Annotated in this window: 24 protein-coding genes, 2 tRNA genes and 1 pseudogene; 4 read left to right on the top strand and 23 right to left on the bottom strand. The window is 41.4% G+C overall.

What is annotated here, in order from left to right; translation table 11 throughout:
• Positions 1–348 precede the first annotated feature (348 nt).
• The 4 genes from B8983_RS03325 to uvrC form a co-directional block, all read right to left on the bottom strand.
• Positions 349–422, bottom strand: a tRNA-Cys gene (locus B8983_RS03325).
• A 106-nt stretch (positions 423–528) separates the two neighbouring features.
• Positions 529–604 (bottom strand) — tRNA-Gly (locus B8983_RS03320).
• Between the two features lie 133 nt (positions 605–737).
• Complete coding sequence (gene pgsA, locus B8983_RS03315; protein WP_084282647.1) at positions 738–1,310, bottom strand: CDP-diacylglycerol--glycerol-3-phosphate 3-phosphatidyltransferase; 573 nt, start codon at positions 1,308–1,310, stop codon at positions 738–740.
• Positions 1,311–1,336: 26 nt separating this feature from the next.
• A complete protein-coding gene (gene uvrC, locus B8983_RS03310; protein ID WP_084282645.1) occupies positions 1,337–3,235 on the bottom strand; it encodes an excinuclease ABC subunit UvrC in 1,899 nt (632 codons plus the stop codon).
• On the opposite strand from uvrC, the gene earP reads away from it, so the two are divergent.
• Positions 3,234–4,346 carry an elongation factor P maturation arginine rhamnosyltransferase EarP gene (earP, locus tag B8983_RS03305; protein ID WP_084282643.1) on the top strand — a complete coding sequence of 371 codons (1,113 nt, stop codon included), beginning with the start codon at positions 3,234–3,236 and terminating at the stop codon, positions 4,344–4,346. The two genes, uvrC and earP, sit on opposite strands and share 2 nt — an antisense overlap.
• Before the next feature lie 33 nt (positions 4,347–4,379).
• On the top strand, positions 4,380–4,940 hold the full coding sequence (efp, locus tag B8983_RS03300; RefSeq protein WP_084282642.1) for an elongation factor P: 561 nt from the start codon (positions 4,380–4,382) through the stop codon (positions 4,938–4,940).
• Positions 4,941–5,090: 150 nt separating this feature from the next.
• On the opposite strand, the gene nagZ is transcribed toward efp, so the two are convergent.
• The 17 genes and pseudogenes from nagZ to B8983_RS03215 form a co-directional block, all read right to left on the bottom strand.
• Positions 5,091–6,176, bottom strand: coding sequence for a beta-N-acetylhexosaminidase (gene nagZ / locus B8983_RS03295; RefSeq protein ID WP_084282640.1), 1,086 nt, complete (start codon positions 6,174–6,176; stop codon positions 5,091–5,093).
• 14 nt (positions 6,177–6,190) lie between these two features.
• A complete protein-coding gene (acpS, locus tag B8983_RS03290) occupies positions 6,191–6,595 on the bottom strand; it encodes a holo-ACP synthase (RefSeq protein ID WP_084282638.1) in 405 nt (134 codons plus the stop codon).
• Positions 6,592–7,350, bottom strand: a complete 759-nt coding sequence (gene pdxJ / locus B8983_RS03285) for a pyridoxine 5'-phosphate synthase (protein WP_084282636.1) — start codon at positions 7,348–7,350, stop codon at positions 6,592–6,594. Before pdxJ ends, acpS begins: the two co-directional genes overlap by 4 nt.
• Positions 7,351–7,352: 2 nt before the next feature.
• Entirely contained in the window at positions 7,353–8,069 is a 717-nt protein-coding gene (gene recO / locus B8983_RS03280; protein ID WP_084282634.1) for a DNA repair protein RecO, read from the bottom strand.
• Positions 8,070–8,072: 3 nt separating this feature from the next.
• Positions 8,073–8,978 (bottom strand): GTPase Era, encoded by a 906-nt coding sequence (gene era, locus B8983_RS03275; RefSeq protein WP_084282632.1) that lies wholly within the window; start codon positions 8,976–8,978, stop codon positions 8,073–8,075.
• 2 nt (positions 8,979–8,980) lie between these two features.
• Positions 8,981–9,757 (bottom strand): ribonuclease III, encoded by a 777-nt coding sequence (gene rnc / locus B8983_RS03270; RefSeq protein WP_200806864.1) that lies wholly within the window; start codon positions 9,755–9,757, stop codon positions 8,981–8,983.
• A 20-nt stretch (positions 9,758–9,777) separates the two neighbouring features.
• Positions 9,778–10,656, bottom strand: coding sequence for a signal peptidase I (gene lepB, locus B8983_RS03265; RefSeq protein WP_084282628.1), 879 nt, complete (start codon positions 10,654–10,656; stop codon positions 9,778–9,780).
• Complete coding sequence (lepA, locus tag B8983_RS03260; RefSeq protein ID WP_084282627.1) at positions 10,653–12,461, bottom strand: translation elongation factor 4; 1,809 nt, start codon at positions 12,459–12,461, stop codon at positions 10,653–10,655. Before lepA ends, lepB begins: the two co-directional genes overlap by 4 nt.
• Positions 12,462–12,558: 97 nt before the next feature.
• Positions 12,559–13,728: pseudogene (locus B8983_RS03255) on the bottom strand (Do family serine endopeptidase); the annotation flags it as partial.
• Between the two features lie 45 nt (positions 13,729–13,773).
• A complete protein-coding gene (gene fabF / locus B8983_RS03250) occupies positions 13,774–15,018 on the bottom strand; it encodes a beta-ketoacyl-ACP synthase II (protein WP_084282623.1) in 1,245 nt (414 codons plus the stop codon).
• 3 nt (positions 15,019–15,021) lie between these two features.
• Positions 15,022–15,261: an acyl carrier protein gene (acpP, locus tag B8983_RS03245; protein WP_084282622.1), complete on the bottom strand. Its 240-nt coding sequence runs from the start codon at positions 15,259–15,261 to the stop codon at positions 15,022–15,024.
• 56 nt (positions 15,262–15,317) lie between these two features.
• A complete protein-coding gene (gene fabG, locus B8983_RS03240) occupies positions 15,318–16,076 on the bottom strand; it encodes a 3-oxoacyl-ACP reductase FabG (RefSeq protein WP_084282707.1) in 759 nt (252 codons plus the stop codon).
• A 23-nt stretch (positions 16,077–16,099) separates the two neighbouring features.
• A complete protein-coding gene (fabD, locus tag B8983_RS03235; protein ID WP_084282621.1) occupies positions 16,100–17,044 on the bottom strand; it encodes an ACP S-malonyltransferase in 945 nt (314 codons plus the stop codon).
• A gap of 92 nt (positions 17,045–17,136) precedes the next feature.
• Positions 17,137–18,123, bottom strand: coding sequence for a beta-ketoacyl-ACP synthase III (locus tag B8983_RS03230; protein ID WP_084282619.1), 987 nt, complete (start codon positions 18,121–18,123; stop codon positions 17,137–17,139).
• Between the two features lie 19 nt (positions 18,124–18,142).
• Complete coding sequence (gene plsX, locus B8983_RS03225; protein WP_084282617.1) at positions 18,143–19,243, bottom strand: phosphate acyltransferase PlsX; 1,101 nt, start codon at positions 19,241–19,243, stop codon at positions 18,143–18,145.
• 116 nt (positions 19,244–19,359) lie between these two features.
• Entirely contained in the window at positions 19,360–19,539 is a 180-nt protein-coding gene (gene rpmF / locus B8983_RS03220) for a 50S ribosomal protein L32 (RefSeq protein WP_084282616.1), read from the bottom strand.
• 65 nt (positions 19,540–19,604) lie between these two features.
• Positions 19,605–20,210: a YceD family protein gene (locus tag B8983_RS03215; RefSeq protein ID WP_084282614.1), complete on the bottom strand. Its 606-nt coding sequence runs from the start codon at positions 20,208–20,210 to the stop codon at positions 19,605–19,607.
• Positions 20,211–20,226: 16 nt separating this feature from the next.
• Between B8983_RS03215 and B8983_RS03210 the strand changes: the two genes are divergently transcribed.
• Entirely contained in the window at positions 20,227–20,838 is a 612-nt protein-coding gene (locus B8983_RS03210) for a Maf family nucleotide pyrophosphatase (RefSeq protein WP_084282612.1), read from the top strand.
• Complete coding sequence (locus B8983_RS03205; protein WP_084282610.1) at positions 20,831–21,583, top strand: SAM-dependent methyltransferase; 753 nt, start codon at positions 20,831–20,833, stop codon at positions 21,581–21,583. The genes B8983_RS03210 and B8983_RS03205 overlap by 8 nt, the downstream gene beginning before the upstream one ends.
• Before the next feature lie 14 nt (positions 21,584–21,597).
• On the opposite strand, the gene B8983_RS03200 is transcribed toward B8983_RS03205, so the two are convergent.
• Together B8983_RS03200 and B8983_RS03195 are read right to left on the bottom strand one after the other, a co-directional pair.
• Positions 21,598–22,536, bottom strand: a complete 939-nt coding sequence (locus B8983_RS03200) for a S49 family peptidase (protein WP_084282608.1) — start codon at positions 22,534–22,536, stop codon at positions 21,598–21,600.
• A gap of 81 nt (positions 22,537–22,617) precedes the next feature.
• Entirely contained in the window at positions 22,618–23,277 is a 660-nt protein-coding gene (locus B8983_RS03195; RefSeq protein WP_084282606.1) for an HAD family hydrolase, read from the bottom strand.
• Between the last annotated feature and the right edge of the window lie 19 nt (positions 23,278–23,296).

The following is a 23,296-nucleotide window of genomic DNA, read 5'->3' as shown; positions in this document are numbered from 1 at the left end:
TAAACTAATTTCAAGATAGCTTCCAATTAAAAGCATCTTTTCTTTGCCATTCAATCTGTACCTATATCACCAAGACAAAAGTCCGTTAGGATAGGAGAACCGAGCTAGGCCACCACCATCGGGATTTTTTTGTGAGACTTGAGGCTTAATCGCTTTCATAAAGGAATCAGTTAATTTTTTTGTTTTTGTAGGTAATTCTTTGGAGCAAAAAATTTGCCCGCCTATTTACCCACTAAGAACTGATACCACACTTATTTGCAAGGATTAGCCATGAACACCCATAAAATGATAAGAACCATATATCTATTGGGTTTTATTGGCAATAAAAGGTGTTAATTGGAGAGTTTTTGGAGGCGCGAGAGGGAATCGAACCCCCGTTCAAAGCTTTGCAGGCTTCTGCCTAACCACTCGGCCATCGCGCCACTGCATTTACGATAAGTAACAAACTGAAATTATAAATCTTTACTTATAAAAACTGTATGCTGCTTACGAAATAAAAAAGGAAGCGCAGCTTCCCTTTTTTAAATTTGGAGCGGGATAAGAGACTCGAACTCTCGACCTATACCTTGGCAAGGTATCGCTCTACCAACTGAGCTAATCCCGCATAATTTACAACTAAAACTTATGCTGTACTGCCATTTTACTACTTAATGATTATTAGCAAATATCTGCTGAATTAACCAAGAAGATTATTGTAACAAACTTTTTTTAATCTGACTAGTGCAATTGCTATTTTCTTAAGATTTATCTGCAATCACTGGCCAAGCTTTACGCAAATAATAAACCATGGACCATAAAGTTAGCATGGCTGCGATGATAATTAGATACTTTCCTAAAATCCCCGTATGAATAACACCAAACAAAGTATTGTCATACAACAAAAAACTAATCGCCACTAATTGCATGGTTGTTTTTACTTTTCCTAAAAAATGAACTGCCACACTGGCCGAGGCTCCCAACTGTGCCATCCATTCTCTTAAAGCGGAAATCGTAATTTCTCTACCAATAATAATTAACGCCACCCAAACAGGAACCCGATCAAAATTGAGAAGAACAAGCAAGGTCGCGGCTACAATCAATTTATCTGCCACCGGATCTAAAAAAGCACCAAAACTAGAGGACTGTGCCCACTTCCTCGCCAAGTAACCATCCAACCAATCGGTGATTGCCGCGCAGACAAACAAAATCGTAGCAATCAGATTTTTCTCACCTAAGGTAAACAGTCCCTCTGGCACGTAGTAAATACACACCAAAAGTGGTATTACAGCAATTCTTAACCAGGTTAAAAAGATAGGAAAGTTAAATGGCATAGTTTTTATTTCAATAAAAGATAGTGCTAGTGTAATTGTTTATATATTTGTTCTGCTAAAGATTGAGAAATTCCTTCAACTTGGGAGAGCTCTTCGATAGTTGCTCCGGCGACACCTTTGATGCCACCAAATCTTGATAATAGTTTTTGTCTACGTTTGGCCCCGATACCTTCAATCTCTTCAAGTCTAGAAACATTTCTCGTTTTTTGTCGTTTAGCACGCATCCCTGTGATTGCAAACCGATGTGCCTCATCACGAATTTGTGCTACCAACATTAAAGCTATATTATCCACCCCTAATAACAGTGGTGCTCGATCATCAGCAAAAATCAAGGTTTCTAACCCGACCTTACGACCATCTCCTTTAGCAACGCCTACAATTAAGCGATTATCAACTCCTAGTTCGTTCAATACCATTTTTGCGGCTTCTACTTGCCCTTTTCCACCATCGACCAGAATGACATGAGGGATTTTATCTTCTGGCAACTCTAAGAAGTTTGCGTAACGACGTTCAAGCACTTGCCGCATTGCTGCATAATCATCGCCTGGAGTAATCCCCTCAATATTAAATCGACGATATTCTTTATTTTGCATGTCATTTTTTTGATAGACCACACAAGATGCTTGAGTTGCTTCACCTGAAGTATGACTAATATCGAAGCACTCGACTCGAAATAACTCTGAGTCATCAATATCTAGCTGTAAAAGTTCCATTAAGGCAATCGTTCTAGCTTGAGCACCACTTCGTTCACTAATCCGCTTTGCTAGGGCAATCTGTGCGTTACCTTGCGCCATCGTCAACCAATGTTTTCGCTGTCCTTGTGGGTGGGTAATAAACTGAACTTTTTTTCCTAAACGCTCTTCTAAGGACTTTATTAATAAGCCTTCATCATCGCCCAAGGGATGACTCATAACAAATACAGTCGGTACTAATTTTTGCAAATCACTACCATCACTTAGATCCACATCATCCAAATACCTTTGAACCATGAACGACAGTAAATACTCAGAAATTTCTGAGGCTGCGCCCGTATCATTTCTCACGACGATTGGGAAATAAGGTCGATCGCCAAGATGCCGTCCCCCTCTGACCATGGCTAAGTTCACACAAATATGGCCATGCTGCTCGGCTACCGCAATAATATCAATATTGTTTTGACCATCTGCCACTGCATCCATCGATTGTTGTTGCAAGACATTCGATAAATCCGTAATACGATCTCTCACTGACGCAGCTTTTTCAAACTCCAATGCATCACTAAAAGCCAACATCGACTTTTCTAAATCCTTCATTACGCTAGCATGATTACCGGCTAAAAATGATACTGCTTTACCCACATCTTCTTGATATTGAGACGTTGAGACGAGCCCGACACAAGGAGCACTACAACGATGGATTTGATGTAACAAACAAGGCCTACTACGATTTTTGAAGACCGTATCTTCGCAAGTCCTTAATAAAAATACTTTTTGTAAAATTTGCACACTACTTTTGACCGCCCAAGAATTAGGAAAAGGTCCAAAATACTTATTTTTCTTATCCACCTTTCCTCGGTAGGAGGCAATCCGCGGAAAAGTATGTCCAGTAATCATCAAATAAGGATAAGATTTATCGTCTCTAAATAAAATATTAAAGGGTGGAGCTAGTGCCTTAATTAAATTATTTTCTAAAATTAAAGCTTCTGTTTCCGTCCTAGTTGCAGTCGTTTCCATGCGAGCAATTTTTTGTACCATCCTCTCAATTCGAGGAGATAATTGAGTACGCTGAAAATAACTACTGACTCTTTTTTTAAGATTCTTTGCTTTCCCAACATACAAAATATGGTTACTCTGATCAAAAAATCGATACACCCCTGGCAGTTCCGTCAATTGCTTGACCTCTTCTTGGAGTTGTTCAAAATACTGTTCAGGTTGAGACGTTGTCATGCGTATTGATATCTTTTGTAAGGTCGTTGATAACTACGGCGATGCTGGATTTTGTTGGCGTCTCGCTAGGCGCTTGACAGAAATTCTTGCAAACCATCATTTTACGGTCTCCGGCCATAACATACGATTATTTTGTGACGATCTGTCTTTGATCCATCAACTCGCGGGTAAAACTACACTGTCAAATTTATCTCAACTGGGCTTAGAACTTCATCCATGGCAAGTAAGTGAAGCGATGATTCTGACAGATGACGTCCCGGATCTGGTATTGGAAACATTTTCTTGCGATCTACCTGAGCATTACATCACTCAAATCACCAACAGCCTCCTGATTAATGTTGAGTATTTGAGTGCTGAACCATGGGTCGAGGACATGCATGGCCTCGCCACTCTAGCTAATGACTCGAAGCAAGCTAAAAGATATTTTTATTATCCCGGCTTCAATGAAAAAACTGGCGGGCTTCTTGGCAAAACCGAGCAAAGTCATTTGTTGTGCACACCCTCCCATATCATCGATGATCTGTTTCAACAAACACGTCCCTCTTCAACGAAGATCTCTGTGTTTAATTACGGGGATCAGAAATTAATTGATTTTTTAAATCAACTCATCGAGTTAGATACAAAAGTAGATCTATTTATTTGCTCTGGTAAGCCACAAACTGCAATAGCTAGATGGCTTCATCAAGCTTTTACAGAAACAATCGATGTTGGTCAGATGCGCTTAATACCGACGCCATTCATGCCACAAGATGAATACGACAAACTTTTAGCGTATTGTGACTTGAATTGGGTGAGAGGCGAGGATTCATTTATCAGAGCACAGTGGGCTGCCAAACCCTTTATATGGGATATTTATCCGCAGGAAGATCTAGTCCATTTAGAAAAATTAGACGCTTTTTTAAATATCTACTTACCAAAAAACAATCTCGGACTCACCGAAAAAACCAGAAAAATGATGACAAATCAACCAGTTAACGAATGGTGGGATGGGCTATCAAGCATTCGCCAACATGCCCTAGATTGGCAAAACACCTTAGCAACTCGCCAATTGGATGGGGACTTGGGAGATCGATTATTGAAATTCGCTAAACCTTTATTAAAAAAAGGTTAAAATCATAGGTTTGAAATTCAAGGAAAAAGTCGGATGAAAACTGCTCAAGAAGTTCGTGTAGGTAACGTTGTAATGATTGGTACTGAGCCAATGGTTGTGCAACGTGCTGAATATAACCGTTCTGGTCGTAACTCTGCTGTTGTAAAAATGAAATTTAAGAATTTGATTACAGATGCCCCGAACGAAGGAATCTATAAAGCAGACGACAAATTTGATATCGTTGTTCTAGAAAAGAAAGAGTGTACCTACTCTTACTTTGCAGATCCAATGTATGTATTTATGGATACTGAATACAATCAATATGAAGTTGAAGCTGACAACATGGGTGATGCGCTGAACTACCTGCAAGACGGCATGGCCGTTGAAGTAGTTTTTTATGAAGGTAAAGCATTGTCAGTTGACTTGCCTACTATGATTATTCGTGAAATCATCTATACAGAACCAGCAGTCAAAGGTGACACGAGTTCAGGAAAAGTCATGAAGATGGCAAAAATTGAAACCGGTTACGAATTACAAGTGCCTTTGTTCTGTGGTACCGGTGACAAAATTGAAATTGACACTCGTACTGGCGAATATCGCAGTCGCGCCAATTAATATTCCCTGCTTAAGATTCTGAAACAGGAAAAATTTACCTTTTCGGTTTTAGACTGTTCGATTAAAAAGGCCTCAAAAAATATCTTTTTGAGGCCTTTTTCTTGGACTGCCAAATTATATTTTGGTATTCAACTAACGAAAGACTGACTACTAAGCAATCAAGCCATAGGTTTGTAAAAGCATTTTTGCTTCAGCATATTGTTGCTCCATTTGTAATTCTTTCCAGCTCAAAGAGTGGCTTTGGGGAAACAAACGAATCAAACGCTGTCTAGAAACAGCAAATAATTTTTCATGGATTTTCAATTCGTGCAGTAATTGATCAGCCAAATCAGGACGATTACAAATTAGGACGGCGTCACAGCCTGCACTTAATGCGGCTTGTGCTCCTTGAACAACATTCCCAGCAACAGATGCGCCTTCCATCGATAAGTCATCGCTAAAAATAACCCCATTAAAACCTAACTTACGACGCAAAATATCTTGCAACCAAATTTTCGAAAAACCCGCCGGCATTTTATCGACCGCTGGATAAATCACATGGGCTGGCATCACAGAATCTAGCGTTAAGCCAAGATCTAAATAAGGCTTAGCATCCTTCTTCAAAATCTCAACCAGGCTGCGAGTATCGGTTGGTATCTCTACATGAGAGTCTGCACTGGCAAAACCATGACCAGGGAAATGTTTTCCACAATTTTTCATCCCTGCTAACAAGAGCCCATGATTTAAACTACGTGCCAACATCGTCACAATACTTGACTCTTGATGGAAAGAACGATCACCAATCACTTGGCTATTACCGTAATCTAAATCGAGGACAGGCGTAAAGCTAAAATCAACTCCACAAGCCCTCAGCTCACTTGCTAGCACATAACCTACTGCAGTTGCTGCGTTCATCGCCATGAGGGCGGTTTCTGAGGCGGTATATCGACCAGATGGCAACTGCTTACCTGACCAAATATTTCCTAAACGTTGCATAGCAGGTAAGTGGGTAAAACCATCGGTCTTTGCACGTTGCACTCGACCACCTTCATGGTCAATCGCAATCAGTACATCCTCACGAACTTTTTTAATCGACTTTGTTAAGGCTGTTAGTTGCGCTCTACTCTGAAAATTTCTACCGAATAGAATCACGCCACCCGTGAGGGGATGTTTAATTCGTTCTACATCTTCAAGGGTTAACTCATCCGCAAGGACATCCAATACAACAGGTCCCGGTGTAAAATTTTTTCTCTTCATTCAATCAACTCCATTCAAACATTGATGGATGAACTGGTCACAATCACTACAGCGCTCACCATATTTTCTTCATCCGTTAAAGTAACTTGTCCATGTAGGTTTTTTTCTTGCATCATGATTGCTAAAGGGCCGTGGTAAATGAGATAAGGTCGACCAGTAGAATCGTTCAACACTTCCACAGAGCGCCATGTCATCGGCGCATGCATGCCCAATCCAATCGCTTTAGAAAATGCCTCTTTGGCAGCAAATCGGGTACACAAGTAAGCTAAGCCTCGTCGCTGATTTCTTTTACGACGCGCTTCATAAACTTGTATTTCATTAGGCCCCAAAATACGTTGCACAATCCGGCCACCCGTTCTTTCAAAGGTTTTTTCCATCCTTGCAATTAGCAGCAAATCATTGCCAATCCCATAAATCATGCAAGGCTACCCGATGGTTGATTACGAGCTGCTTGCATTAATGCTTTCATATCTTGAATCGCAATTTTCCAGCCTTTAAAAACGGCCTCAGCCACTAAAGCATGACCGATATTTAATTCCCTAATCGGTAAAATTTGCGCAATCTCCCAAACATTCCCCTCATGTAAACCATGGCCTGCATTCACCTTGATACCCATTTCATGGGCAAATGCAGCAGCTATTTTAATTCGCTGTAACTCTGCTACTTGCTTAGAGCCCGACGCATTAGCATAGGCTCCGGTGTGCAATTCAACAATCTTCACCCCAAGATCATGACACGCCTGAATAACTCCCCTGTCAGGATCAATAAATAAAGACACTTTGATACCTGCTTCACCTAGAATTTTGAGAGCCAATTTCACCTCATTGAATTTACCCAAAACATCCAAACCACCTTCGGTAGTCACCTCAGTTCTTTTCTCAGGAACTAAACAAACATCCTGAGGTTGAACACGACAGGCAATTTCTAGCATCTCAGTAGTAATTGCGCACTCTAAATTCATGCGCGTTTTGAGTAAGGGACGGATTGCAAATAAATCTTCATCTTTAATGTGGCGACGATCTTCGCGCAAATGTAGGGTAATCAAATCAGCACCAGCCTCTTCGGCCTCCAAGGCTGCTCTGATTGGATCTGGATAACTCACACCGCGAACGTTACGAAGTGTTGCTATATGGTCAATATTAACTCCCAAATCGATCGTTTGAATCATGGTCATTCCTATAGTTTTTTTAAATCTATTAAAATTTGCCGTGTCATTAAGACTTGGTCTTGAAGATGTAGTCCTAACAAAAATCGCATTAAAGGTTTACTTAATTGTAAGGTTTCAGGATCTTCCAAATAAAATCTAGCTAATGCTGAGAAATGTTTACCTTTCAAAATCGGCCAATAGAGGGGGTCATGAAGCCCATGGGGTCGTACGCCAACTTCTGGTTGATATACATAATCTAGCTCTGGATCTAAAGCAGCACCGGTTTCTTGACAAATATCGAGTGGTGCACAATAGCCAGTTTCTTGTAAAAGCCTAATTTCAAAAGGCCGCAAGATTTTTTCAAACTGCTCGGTGGCCATCGATAGTTGAGCAATGGTTTGATGATAATCATCAAACAAAGATTCATGAGCATCCTCTCGTGCCAAGAATTTTACAATCAATTCATTCATATAAAAACCACATAATAGAGCGTCCCCGACTAGGGGAACCACACCTCCAGTCCACTCAGATTTCGTTAAAGTCTTTAACTCTAACTTACCAGTGAAATGGATTTCTAATGGTTGGAATTGTTGTAAAACCGGGCGAAGAGGGGAGTGAGGCCTTTTGGCACCTTTCGCTACTAGGGCGATTCGCCCATAGTGTCTCGTGAAAACATCTAAAATTAAGCTTGTTTCTTTATAAGCGATCGAATGCAATACGAATGCAGGCTCTTCAAACACCCGCATCGCTTACTCCAATCCTTGCTCTCTTAAAGCAACTCGGTCATCTGCCCAACCTCTTTTCACTTTGACCCAGGTCTCTAAAAAAACCTTTCCATCGAAAAGTCTTTCCATATCTACCCGAGCCTCTGTCGAGATTCTTTTCAGACGTTCACCCTTCTCACCAATAATCATTGGCTTGTGACTGTCTCGATCAACTAGGATAGTTGCTGCGATACGACGCATTTTTCCGTCTAGCTCAAATTTATCAATCACGACAGAACTCGCATAGGGTAACTCAGCACCAGTATGGCGAAAGACTTTTTCCCGTAAGATTTCTGCCGCTAAAAAGCGCTCACTTCGATCCGTTAGAGTGTCCGGATCATAGATTGCTTCACGTTCAGGTAAATAAGACTCAATCGTAGCCATTAAACGTACTACATCATCCGGATGTTTTGCGGTCATCGGCACGATTTCAGCAAACTCAAATTTTCCAGACATTTCTTTCAAAAATTCCAGCAAGTAATAATCACGATCGGATGGTGTTTCTGCACGACTAGCAAACACATCTAATTTATTTGCCACTAAGATGACCGGAATATCTCCTTGCAGCATCTCCAAAACTTGCGCATCGTCTTTAGAAAAGTTACCTGCCTCAATCACTAAGCAAATAACGTCCACATCCCCAAGGGTATTAGTAACCGTACGATTCAGAGATTTATTCAACGCACTAACAAAATGCGTTTGAAAACCTGGCGTATCTAAAAAGATGAACTGCGCACTCTCCGTGGTGTTAATACCAGCGATACGATGCCGGGTAGTCTGCGCTTTTCTAGAGGTAATACTGATTTTTTGACCAACTAAGGCATTCAACAACGTAGATTTGCCTACATTGGGACGACCGACGAGGGCAATGGAGCCACATTTAAATGTCATGATTAGCCTTTTAAAGTTAAGTTCAGTTGTTCATCACCTTGACTCGGTTCAAGAAGACTTTTTTTCTTTCTGGCCTGTAATTTCTTAGAGGGTTTTAAGATTTGTGGCAAGGCCTTTTGCGCGCGAATCAATGCCAGTTTGGCAGCACATTGTTCAGCTGCACGCCGACTAGTCCCAGTCCCAGACACCCGAATGTCTAGCGGCTCAACACAGCACTCTACTTCAAAATTTTGATTATGTGCAACACCTGTCGTAGCTGTCACTTGATAAACCGGCAAGGGTAATTGATGACCCTGTAAATACTCTTGCAACAAAGTTTTGTCATCCTTACCCAGTGTTTTCGGATCAACATTTTCTAGGATCAAACTGTAAAGCTTACGCAAAATTTCACGAACCTTGTAAAAACCCGCTTCAACAAAGATGGCCGCGATGATCGCTTCCAAGGTATCGGCTAGGATAGACGGCCTCTTAAAGCCGCCACTTTTTAACTCACCCTCTCCTAGGCGGAGGTAGTCTGATAAAGACAAACTTTGCGAAATCTCATACAAGGCTTGCTGTTTTACTAAATTGGCCCTCACCCTTGAGAGATCTCCCTCATCCAGGTGATTAAATTTATCAAACAGAATTTCAGCCACAATACAGTTCAGCACAGAGTCACCTAAAAACTCTAGACGCTCATTGTTTTTTTTGCCATGACTTCGGTGAGTCAAGGCCTGCACTAATAAGTCATGCTTTTGGAACTGATAACCTAAGCGCTCTTCTAATAGCTTGGTATCAATTGTGGTTCTAGCATTCATGATTAGTTAAAACGCCCTATGCGGTGTAAGTCGCCAATGTTCAACCAAATGAAAAAGGCTTTACCAACTAAATTTTTCTCTGGTACAAAACCCCAATAACGTGAGTCTAGACTGTTGTCACGATTATCGCCCATCATAAAATATGAACCGGCTGGCACCTTACAAGTAAAACCAGATGCGTTATATTCACAATTTTCCATTTGAGGAAAGGCATTCTCCTGAATAAAGGTACTAGCAAACCCGCTAGCACGTTGAGGATCATTTTCGATAAAGTGCGAAACTCCACCTAACTCACTAGGATACGTTTCTTTAAAGTGCCTTGTTTTTAAAAAGTCAGGGATCGCTCCAAAGAGCCCTTGATTATCTGCCTCACCAACCTGAGGGATTTTACTGATCTGCTCATAATTAAATGCTTGACCATTAATCGTTAAGCGTTTATCCGCGTACTGCACAACATCACCCGGCACACCAACGACACGCTTAATGTAATCAACACTTTCATCGACCGGATATCGGAAAACAACCACATCTCCACGCTTTGGCTCGCCAACTTCAATCATCTTTTTATTAATTACTGGAAACCGAATGCCATAGGTGAACTTATTCACCAAAATAAAATCACCAATTTGTAAGGTCGGAATCATTGATCCTGATGGGATTTTAAAAGGCTCAAACAAGAATGAGCGTAAGACAAAAATAAAGGCAATTACTGGAAATAAGTCCGCAGTAAACTCCAACCAAATAGGTCTCTTGACAATGCCTAGAGCCTTTCTTTGCTTGCTGAGGACTAACTTATCTAAAGTCCACAAAATACCAAAGATAACAAACAATGCCAAAAGAATTTTAGCAAACTGCTGTCCAATTAAAGCCCATATACTCATTTATCTTCAACCTGTAAAATTGCCAAAAATGCTTCTTGTGGAATCTCCACATTACCCACTTGCTTCATCCGTTTTTTACCTGCTTTTTGCTTTTCAAGCAGTTTTCTCTTCCGCGAAATATCGCCACCATAACATTTGGCAAGAACGTTTTTACGCAAAGCTTTCACGTTTTCACGCGCAATAATGCCACTACCAATCGCCGCTTGAATGGCTACATCAAACATTTGACGTGGAATAATTTCACGCATCTTCGCAACAACTTCACGACCACGATACTGACTATTGGTGCGGTGAACAATAATGGATAAAGCATCCACTTTGTCGCCGTTAATCAAAATATCCACTTTAACCACATCCGACGGACGATATTCCTTAAACTCATAATCCATCGAAGCATAGCCCCTAGAAATCGATTTAAGTCTGTCAAAAAAGTCCATCACAATTTCTGCCATCGGTAAGTCATAGGTCAATTGCACTTGTCGACCAAGGTACTGCATATTTGTTTGAATGCCACGCTTACCCGTACAAAGCGTAATGACAGCTCCCACATATTCTTGAGGCATATATAAATTGACCACCACAATCGGCTCAAAAATTGTGTCGATTTTACTAGGCTCAGGCATTTTTGAAGGATTGTCGACAATCACTTTCGTGTGATCACTTAACTCGACTTCATATACGACTGTTGGAGCTGTCGTAATTAAATCCATATCAAATTCGCGCTCTAAACGTTCTTGCACAATTTCCATATGTAAGAGACCTAAGAAACCGCATCTAAAACCGAAGCCAAGGGCTTGAGACACTTCAGGCTCATATTGCAGAGCTGCATCATTCAGCTTTAATTTTTCTAAAGATTCTCTAAGGGCTTCATATTGATTAGCCTCTACAGGATACAAGCCTGCAAAAACTTGCGATTTGACCTCCTTGAAACCAGGTAATGGCTCAAGTGCCGGAATACGCCCCTGCTGTCCTGGAGCATGGGTAATCGTATCACCTACCTTGGCGACCTTTAATTCTTTAATGCCAGCAATAATAAAACCTACTTGACCAGCTGTCAGTTCAGGTTTATCAATGGATTTAGGTGTAAACACCCCGACGTGGTCTACTAAGTGCATCGACTTGTTGGACATCAAAGAGATGCGCTCTTTAGGCTTGAGCGTACCATTTTTTATTCGAACCAACATGACTACACCAACATAATTATCGAACCAAGAGTCCACGATGAGAGCCTGTAATGGCGCAGTAGGATCACCTACCGGTGGCGGTACTTCAACAATTAAGCGCTCGATTACATCTTCTACGCCAAGCCCGGTTTTGGCCGAACAGGTCACAGCATCCGTCGCGTCGATACCGATAATGTCTTCAATTTCTTGTTTTGCTTTATCTGGATCAGCAGAGGGTAAATCAATTTTATTTAAAACGGGCACCACTTCGACCCCAAGCTCAATCGCTGTGTAGCAATTGGCGACCGTTTGAGCTTCTACCCCTTGACTCGCATCCACAACGAGCAAAGCTCCTTCGCAAGCTGAGAGTGATCGGCTCACTTCATAGGAGAAGTCCACATGACCGGGCGTATCGATTAAATTCAGGTTATAAACTTGACCATCGCGTGCACGATAACTTAATGCCGCAGTCTGGGCTTTGATTGTAATACCACGCTCTTTTTCAATGTCCATTGAATCAAGAACCTGGGCTTCCATTTCGCGTTCGGAGAGGCCGCCACAAAGTTGGATAATACGATCAGCTAGGGTGGATTTCCCATGGTCAATATGGGCAATGATTGAAAAATTTCTTATGTGTTTCATGGGTTCCTTAGAACGTCTTGCTGTAGCACAACACCATGTCGTGCTGCAATAAGACGTCTCGTTCTATTGTAATGCTTTAGGAACGACGAGGCATATCTACCTCAACGACCATTACATTTATTTCTCGAATGCTACCTTTTCGCCAGACTTGAAGTTTTACCCGAGTACCCGGCTTAACATCACTAATCGTTCTGGTCAAATCTAATGATTTTTCAATCTCACGATCGTTAATTTTGACGACTACATCACCAACCTCTATACCAGCCATGGCGGCAGGGGCTCCAGCTTCAATACCACGCACTAAAACACCTTTTGACTTCAAGGTAAAACCGATTGATTCAGATAACTCTTTAGTCAATTCGGTAATCGTGACGCCAATTCGACCCCTAACAATCCGACCGTTGGTCTTGAGTTGCTCTGAAATACGTATGGCCTCATCAATAGGAATTGCAAAGGATATTCCCATATACCCACCGGATTTACTATAAATCTGAGAATTAATACCAATGACTTCACCGCGTGTATTAATTAATGGCCCACCAGAATTGCCTGGATTAATTGCCACATCGGTTTGAATAAAAGGGGTAATGCTGTCGTTTGTTTCACGCCCTTTTGCAGAAATAATACCAGCTGTGACCGTGTTATCCAAACCAAAGGGAGAGCCAATCGCTAAGACCCACTCCCCAACCCTTACTTTTGATGAATCACCAACTGGCAATTTAGGTAAATCTTTAGCTTCAACTTTGACTAGAGCTACGTCTGTTCTTGGATCTGACCCAATCAACTTTGCCTTAAACTCTCGCTTATCCGTTAAAGTCACATAAATATTGGTAGCGCCTTCAACCACATGCGCATTGGTGAGGATATAGCCACTGGAGTCTAAAATAAAACCAGATCCAGTACCACGGTTCTGTTCTTGAGCTTGAGGAGCCTGTTGTTGCTGTGGACGTTGCTGTGGTGCAGGTTGAGGCTGTGCGGGTAATGGAATTCCAAAGAACCGTCGAAAAAATTCAGCTTGATCTTGCGGTGTAATATTGGAAGGCATTTGATAGACCATCACCTTCTCTGTCGTACGAATGTTTACAACAGCAGGGCTAGCTTTTTCAACTAAATCGGCAAAGTCAATGAACCTTCTGGCACTTGAACTTTGATTATTAAGGTTATTCGAGCTGTCACTTTGTGCATTAACAGCGCTAATCGAAATTAGCGTTGTGAATATAACGATCAAGCCATTGGATAACTTATTGAATTTACTAACTTTATTCATAGCGCGGTAGTTTAATCAAAAAATAGTTGTTAATAATCAACTATTTTAAATTCTTTTGAAAACTAGCGTACCGTTCGTACCACCAAATCCAAAGTTATTTTTAACGGCAACATCCATTTTAAGATCTCGTGCAGTGTTAGCACAATAATCTAAATCACATTCTGGATCTTGATTAAAAATGTTAATGGTTGGAGGTGACTTTTGATGATAAAGTGCCAAAATAGTAAATACGGACTCAAGTCCACCTGCTCCACCCAGTAAATGACCAGTCATCGACTTCGTAGAGTTCACAATTAGTTTTTTAGCATGGTCACCCAATGCCGCTTTAATTGCTTGAGTTTCGTTTTTATCGCCTAGTGGTGTCGATGTGCCATGAGCATTAATGTACCCAATTTCCTCAGGATTCACGCCAGCATCTTTGATAGCATTCAACATACATCTTCTAGGTCCATCCATGTTCGGTGCCGTCATATGATAGGCATCACCGCTCATCCCAAATCCAGCAACTTCAGCGTATATTTTGGCTCCGCGAGCTTTTGCATGTTCATACTCTTCGAGTACTACTACACCGCCGCCTTCACCTAATACAAATCCATCACGATCTACATCCCAAGGTCTAGAAGCAGTTGCAGGGTCATCATTGCGTAATGATAAAGCCCTAGCGGCTGCAAAACCACCAATACCAAGGGGGGAAACGGTAGACTCAGCACCACCAGCAATCATGACATCAGCATCGCCGTATTGAATCAACCTAGAGGCTAAACCAATACTATGCAACCCAGTAGTACAAGCAGTAACAGCAGACAAGTTTGGACCTTTGAGGTTCAAATTGATACTGAGGTGCCCTGAAATCATGTTGATGATTGAACCAGGTACAAAAAATGGAGAGATACGTCGCGCACCACGAGTGATTAACTCTTGGTGGGTATCTTCAATCATTGGTAAACCACCAATGCCAGAACCAACTAAAACACCAATTCGTTCAGAATTGGCTTCAGTCACTTCAATCCCACTATCTTTAAAGGCTTGTGTCCCAGCAGCGATGCCAAAATGGATAAATGTATCCATATGTCTTGCTTCTTTGGCCGAAATATAGTCTTCGATATTGAAGTTCTTTACTTCGCCAGCAAAGTGAACCGATAAACCACTAGAATCAAACTTAGAAATAGTGGCAATACCTGATTTACCAAGAAGCAAATTATCCCATGCGGAATTTACATCATTTCCAACTGGGCTGACAAGACCTAAACCGGTGACAACGACCCGTCGTCGGTTATTCGGATAAGGCACGGATTAGCCTTGAGCCTTTGATGATGCAAAATCAATCGCTAACTGTACAGTCGTGATTTTTTCTGCTTCTTCGTCAGGAATTTCAATGCCAAACTCATCTTCTAAAGCCATCACTAATTCAACGGTATCAAGTGAATCTGCGCCTAAGTCATTAACGAATGAGGATTCATTTTTAACTTCTGCATCAGTTACGCCAAGTTGCTCAGCGACAATTTTCTTTACTCGTTGTTCAATGTTATCCATGCTTTCCCTCCGGGGATGTTGTTAAATTAAAATTATTTTATCATTTTCAAAAGTCATTAGGCTAGATATAAACCACCGTTGACGTGTAAAGTCGTGCCGGTGATGTATCCTGCATTCGCAGAAGCCAAGAAAGACACTGCATGAGCGATATCTTCAGGACTACCAAGTCTGCCTAATGGGATGTTAACTTTTAATGCATTTTGCTGATCTTCAGTCAAACTTCTTGTCATATCTGTATCGATAAAACCAGGTGCGACACAATTCACCGTGATGCCTCTACTACCAATTTCTCTTGCTAATGCACGACTCATGCCAGCAACACCGGCTTTCGCTGCGGCATAATTTGCTTGTCCAGGATTGCCACTGTGACCAACAATCGAGGTGATATGAATAATTCGACCTGACTTCGCTTTCATCATCGGTCTTAGAACAGCTTTAGAGAGTCGAAAAACCGCATTTAAATTCGTATCAATGACTGAGTTCCACTCATCATCTTTCATACGCATGGCCAACTGATCCTGAGTAATACCAGCGTTGTTCACTAAAATATTGATGCCACCAAATTGCTTAACGACTTTATCAATAAAATTTTCACAGGCTTGTGGCTCTGTCACGTTCAAGACTTCACCAAGACCGCTAGTCAAGATCGCTTCACTGCTCTTCAAATACTCTGAAATATTTTGCGCGCCAGCTTCTGTAGTTGCGGTGCCAATCACGGTTGCACCTTGGTTGGCTAAGTGTTGGGCAATAGATTTACCGATTCCTCGTGAAGCACCGGTTACTACTGCAATTTGACCTTCAAATATATTATTCATCATTTAGCTGTAAATTTTAACAATTAATTTTTCAATTCTAATAAAACGTTTTGAATTGTTTGTGGATCAGAAATTCCAAGAATCTTAATTTGTGGAGCAATTCGCTTAACAAGTCCTGCTAAAACCCTGCCTGGGCCACACTCAACAATGTGAGTAACGCCCAAATTAGCCATTTTTTCAATCGTCTCTACCCACCTTACTGGCGAATAGGCTTGACGAATTAGGGCATTTTTAATCTTTTCTGGATCTTCCTCAATCATTACATCCACATTATTAATTACCTGAACTGAGGGCGTTCGCAATTGCACATCAACTAAATATTGCTCTAATTGTGCGGCAACGGGCAGTAGTAGGCTCGAATGAAAAGGTGCGGAGACGGGAAGTTTCGTCGCCAACTTAGCACCAGCAGGCTTTGCTTTCAAAATTATTTGTTCAATCGCTTGGGTATGTCCGGCAACTACCACTTGATTCGGGGCATTAAAATTAACTGGCTCAACCAAAAAGCCTGTCTCTTGAGAGATTTCAAGACATAAAGTCTTTGTCACATCATCGCTCAGGCCAATAATTGCGGCCATGCCACCAGAGCCGACAGGTACTGCCTCTTGCATGGCTCTCGCTCTAAAACGAACTAATGGCACCGCTTGAGCGAAATCCAAACTATCAGCACAAACCAAAGAGGTATATTCCCCTAGGCTATGCCCAGCCATCAAATCTGGAACTTGCCCTCCTGCTGCAAGCCAAGCACGGTAAACAGCCACCGCAGAAAGTAACATCACTGGTTGAGTATTTTCAGTTAAAGCCAAAGCTTCGGCCGGACCATCCTGAATCAATGCGCCTAAATCTTGCCCTAAAGACGCACTAGCCTGCTCAATAGTCTTCTGCACTTCGACATCTTGCGCAAAACTATTTAACATCCCAACGGATTGAGATCCCTGCCCAGGAAAAACGAATGCTAATTTTTGAGTCATTTATTTAAAACCATTCTTTTATACAAATAAAGTTAATAAAAAATCCCTGAAATTCATTTTGAGATTAAATAACTTATTAGTTCTTGATTAAATTAGTAACGAAGGCAAGCTGCGCCCCATGTAAACCCACCGCCAACCCCCTCAAGGAGTAGATGTTGGCCACGCGTAATTTTACCACCTCGGATTCCTGCATCGAGAGCGAGTGGGATGGAGGCGGCTGAAGTATTGCCTTGTTCAGTTAAGGTAACAATCACTTGCTCGAGAGGAATACCCAATTTTTTAGCAGTTCCCTCCATGATCCGAATATTTGCTTGATGTGGAATTAACCAATCAATATCAGTAGTGGTCAACTTGGCTTTTTCAAGTACTTCCGTTGCTACTTTTTCGAGCATTTTGACAGCCAATTTAAAAACAGCTTGGCCATCCATCGTTAAATAGGCCGAACCTTGAATAGTACCGTGACCGATGTACCCTGGAACACATAAAATTTGCTGATGAGATCCATCTGAATGAATTGCCGAACTAATAATTCCTGGTTCGTCAGAAGCTTCATAGATTACAGCTCCAGCACCATCACCAAATAAAACACAAGTGGTACGGTCTTTCATATCAAGAATTCTTGAAAATACTTCGGTCCCAATCACCAAGATGCGCTGATGATCACCATTCTTAATTAAAGCGTTTGCCAAATGGGTCCCATAAATAAAACCTGAGCAAACTGCCTGGACATCAAAAGCACCACATCCTGAGGTAATACCTAGTTTATGTTGAACTGAACTTGCTGTGCTGGGGAAACCACCAAGATTATCAGGAGTCGAGGTCGCTAAGATAATTAAATCTATTTGATTAGGCTCAAGCCCTGCGTCAGTCAATGCTTGTTGTGCCGCGAGGACAGCTAGGTCACTTGCCATTTGGTTTTTTTGGGCAAAATGTCTTGCTTTAATTCCACTACGGGAAAAAATCCAATCATCACTTGTCTCAATACCATCTTTAGACAACATTTCGGCGAGCTGATGATTATCGATTCGATGCTCTGGAAGATAACTTCCTGTTCCAGCAATTTTTGCAAAAATAGCCATAAATAAAGGATCTTAAAAATTATGTGGTAGCGTTCGGTGGAGTGGATTGCAGGGCTAATGTATTCTCTGAGCCACTGTTTGGAACTGTCTTCACAACTTCTGTAAGCTTTTGTTTTTCAATCAAATCAAAGGCAGTTGCAATTTTTTCAACCATACGGTTATTAGCAGCTTCATAAGCTCTCGTTAAAGCCACATAAAATGCATAGCGATCGGCTGAACCATGACTTTTAATCACGAGTCCTCTTAAACCTAATAACATTGCACCGTTGTAACGGCGATGATCTACCCGCTTCCTAAACCGCAAAAGGATTGGAAGCGCTAAAAAGGACAAAAACTTAGTAAATAACGATCTGCCAAACTCTTCTTTGATCATTTGAGAAATCATGCTCGCCAAGCCTTCGCTGGTCTTCAAAGCCACGTTTCCAACAAAACCGTCGCAGACGACAATATCTGTTGTGCCTTTAAAGATGTCATTCCCCTCGACATTTCCACGGAAGTTCAGACTACTATTTCTCAGCAGAACACCCGCTTGCTTGACCACCTCATTACCCTTGATTACCTCTTCACCAATATTGAGTAAGCCAATCGTCGGCTTATCTTTATCGTCAATGACTCGAACCATCACATCTGCCATTTGCGCAAATTGCAACAAATGAAAGGCTTCACAATCACTATTGGCACCCAAATCTAACACCGTAGTTCCAGTACCCTTTTGATTAGGCATCCGAGTAGCAATAGCAGGACGATCAATACCCGCAAGTGTTTTCAAGAGGTATCTAGAAATTGCCATGAGAGCGCCAGTATTACCCGCGGAAACAATTGCGTCAGCTTGGCCATCTTTCACCAACTCTATAGCAATTCTCATCGAAGAATTTTTTTTCTTTCTTAATGCGACTTCAACCGAATCATCCATAGCAACAACCTCAGTTGCTTCCACAACTGTGACGTGATCTCTTAGATCATGAGGAATCTTCTTTAGGGCATGGTGTATCGCTGCCAATTGACCAACTAAAAGAATCCTACAGTTAGGATGCTCTTTTAACAAATCAATAGCAGCAGCAACAGTGACAGAGACACCATGGTCACCACCCATTGCATCAATGGAGATAGTGACTGTCATCGCAATAAAGGATAAACATCAAGCAGCGTAAAAAGCTGCTCTAAAGATGTTATGAATTCTATTTGAGAATTCATTAATTCGTTCTCACCGTAAATAAATTAAACGGCTAAGCGGAATTAATCGTTTTTAGTTTTAACAACTTTGCGACCACGATAGTAGCCATTTGGGCTAATGTGATGACGCAAGTGAGCTTCACCTGTAGTTGGCTCTACAGCCAATGAAGGGCTTTCTAAAAAGTCATGTGCACGGTGCATGCCACGCTTTGATGGGGATTTTTTATTCTGTTGAACGGCCATATTTAACTCCTAAACAATCCGATATTTTAGCATTACTTGAGACTTTTAGTCAGAAATTTTATCGCTCAGTTTAATTTGAGCTTCTTAAGTTGTAAAAAAGGGTTTAATTTACCAGTCTTAGGGTCAATTAAATCGATATTTTCACCTGATTGGTCATTCATATTGTCTACAACCTTCAATAGTTGCCCTTGACAATTTTCGTCTTGATGCTTCGGCACTATCGGCAATGCCAATAATAATTCATCCTCAAGAAGTTCGAATAAGTTGAACTCATAAGAGTTTAATAGTGCATCTTCATCATCATTCTCGAGAGGAAAATCGTCTACCTCATTTTGGGTGTTCAGTAAGACAAATTGCGAATTCACTTCTATGGCCTGTGGGTAGTCTCCCAGACAACGCTGACAGACTAAAGGAATTGTGGTGTTAGCAACTATTTTTAACCGATATTGTTCTTGACCAGTAGGTAATAGATCAATCCATGACAACATCTCCCAATGCACTTGAGTCATTTCTTGGTGGGGGATTTGGTGCATCTCTTCAAGCAAACGCGGGAAACAATCAATGGCGAAAGCGCCTTTCCCCGTAAAAGTTTGACCACTTTTAAGATCTACATTTGACAAGGCACTCTGAGTAGAATGCAGTTCTTGAGCGATAATTTGTTTTTGCTTCATATAATTAAGTCCTTAAATGAAAGAACAGACTCTAATCTTAGCTTCATCCTCTAAATACCGGAGAGAATTACTGGAGCGTTTGCATCTGCCCTTTTCCGTATACTCTCCAGACGTTGATGAGACGCCAAATATTGGTGAATCCCCGATACAACTTGTTGAGAGATTATCTCACTTAAAGGCCCGTCATATTAGTGAAAAATATCCAGATGCTTGGGTTATTGGCTCAGATCAAGTGGCAGACTTTATGGGGGCAGCCATTGGCAAGCCCATTACTCACGAACGAGCGTTGGCACAATTACAACTTATGCAAGGACAAACGGTCATATTTAGAACAGGCATGTGTCTAATGCACTTGAATTCTAATACGACGCTTTATACAAATGTAGATACCGAGGTCACCTTCAGAGAGTTTGATGAAGCTACTCTCGAAAACTACCTAAGAATAGAGCAACCCTATGATTGCGCTGGTAGTGCTAAAGCAGAAGGCTTAGGGATTGGCCTGTTATCTGCGATTAAATCCACCGACCCTACTGCGATTATTGGATTACCCCTCATTGAGTTATCGGGCTTACTAATATCCGTCGGTTTTCAATTGTTTCAAGAACAGAAGAATTCACACCATGACTAAAGGGACTTTATTTCTAGTGCCAAATACCCTTGGGGATGACCCACGGGATATCCAACTACCTTATGTACTGCCTAATGAAGTGGCAAAAAAAGCTAGTCAATTAGAATTTTGGATTGTTGAAAATGCCAAAACAGCCAGATCATTCTTGAAAGCAGTAAATACAATTTACCCACTCATCAAACCCTTGCAAGAAATTAAGATGGTGGAATGGTCAGGCCCCCACGCAAAAGTAGATATCAAGGACTTACTAAGCCCCCTATTGTTAGGTAATGATCTAGGGTTACTCTCCGAGGCGGGGTTACCGGCAGTGGCTGATCCTGGCACAGAAATCGTTGCCGCCGCCCATCGCTCAAAAATCACGGTTAAACCTCTCACCGGACCTAGTTCACTTATGCTGGCTTTAATGGCTAGCGGCATGAATGGTCAAGGCTTTATGTTTCATGGTTATTTGGCCATTAAACCAATAGAGAGAGCTCAGGAGTTGAAAACCATCGAAGTACAATCCAAAAAAAATCATGCAACGCAACTATGGATTGAAACACCTTATCGAAATTTAGGCATGCTCGAAAGTTGTATTGAGAATCTTCAAGCCAATACGCAATTATGTATTGCAACCCACTTAACCCTGCCCGATGAGTTAATCGTCAGTCAGACGATTAGTGAATGGCGTAAAGCATGGGCGGGTCAATCTCCTTACATCAAGTTTCTAGAAAAAAAGCCTGCAGTATTTCTACTGCAGGCTTAATTATTTACAAGAAATTACTTTAACTCCACTTGTTTCAAGGCACTCACAAAAGTCTGTCCCATTGTTGCGCCAAATCTTTTTGCTAAACGCTCCGCAACGTTCTCAGTCTGGGTGTAGTCAACAATATCACTATACTTAATCACCACTCTGGCTACCGAGTCGACGGTCCCAAAACCATCTGCCAACCCTAGTTCAACTGCCTTTGAGCCATTCCAGACCATGCCACTAAACATCTCAGGAGTCTCTTTCAAGCGTGTTCCGCGTCCATCTTTAACCGCTTTAATAAACTGTTGGTGAATCTCATCTAACATTGCTTGGATTGATTGAGTTGTTTTGGGGTTCTGTTTCATAAAGGGGTCTAACATCGCTTTATTGTCCCCAGCAGTTTGTACCCGACGCTCTACACCAACTTTATCCATCAAACCTGTAAAACCAAAACCAGACATAATGACGCCAATAGAACCCACTAAGCTTGCCTTATCCACGAAAATCTTTTCACCTGCAGCTGCGATATAGTAACCGCCCGAGGCACAGATATCTTCGATAACAACATATAGATGTTTTTCTGGATTCGCTTTACGAAGTCGCATCATTTCATCATAAATCATGCCGGACTGAACTGGAGAGCCCCCTGGGCTATTAATTCTTAAAATCACCCCACCGACTTCTGGACTTTCGAATGCGGCTTGTAATGCCGTCATGATATCTGTAGCATTCGCGGTTGTGCCGCTAGAAATTTCACCATCCAACTTAATTAGAGCAGTGTGATGAGAAAGGACTGACGCACTCTTTTTAAAAGGAGCAAAATAGGTATAGACCACTAAAATCGTTAGCGATAATCCAACTAGGCGCCAAAAGGTTCGCCAGCGGCGATTGCTTTGACGCTCTTTTAAATTTTCTTTTAACAAATTCTCAAGAGCAGTTTTTTCCCAATTCGCATCATTTGTACTCATTATTTCTTCCTGTATTTGCTCAATGTTAAATATTTTGATGGTTTTGCCTATTTATTAGTCGTTTGGTCTCTAACCCAGTATTTAACTGAGTAAAAAATGTCTAAGGTCCTCAACTTTACTAAAACAAGCTAAAGGTTGATGCGCTAACAACTCTTCAGCAGAATGAGCTCCGTAAGACATGGCAATCGCACTGACTCCAGCGCTTTTAGCCATTTTTAAATCATGCGTCGTATCACCAATCATGACAATCTTATGGGCAGGAATTGCCCATTTTTCCATCAACTCTAAAAGCATTTGTGGATTTGGTTTTGAACGAGTCTCATCAGCAGTTCGGGAGTCATGAAAATAATCGTCTAATTGGTGATTATTAAGGGACCGATTCAGGCCAACTCGCGGCTTTCCTGTGGCAACCGCAAGAATATGGCCATTGGCCTTCAAATCACTTAATAGCTCTCGGATACCTTCAAACATCGTGAGTTCATGATCTTTACCTAGGTAATAATGCCTAAATCTCTCCAATACCAAAGGATAATCTGCTTCCGCGACTGTCGGCATAGCAATTCGGATGGACTCAATAATCCCAAGTCCAATCACGTGACTAGCAATTTGATCAGAGGGAACCGGCATACCTAAATCACGACAAGACTGCTGCATACACTCTACTATCGTTGGAGTGGAATTCATAATAGTCCCATCCCAATCCCAAATCACCATTTCAAATTTATTATTTTTTAAGGTCATTACTTCTCTCTTGTTTTTG

Origin of the sequence: Polynucleobacter kasalickyi (genome assembly GCF_900176405.1) — a bacterium.
GTDB classification, from domain to species: domain Bacteria; phylum Pseudomonadota; class Gammaproteobacteria; order Burkholderiales; family Burkholderiaceae; genus Polynucleobacter; species Polynucleobacter kasalickyi.
Note: the sequence above shows the minus strand (reverse complement) of the source record. Positions and strands in the feature narration are given on the sequence as shown.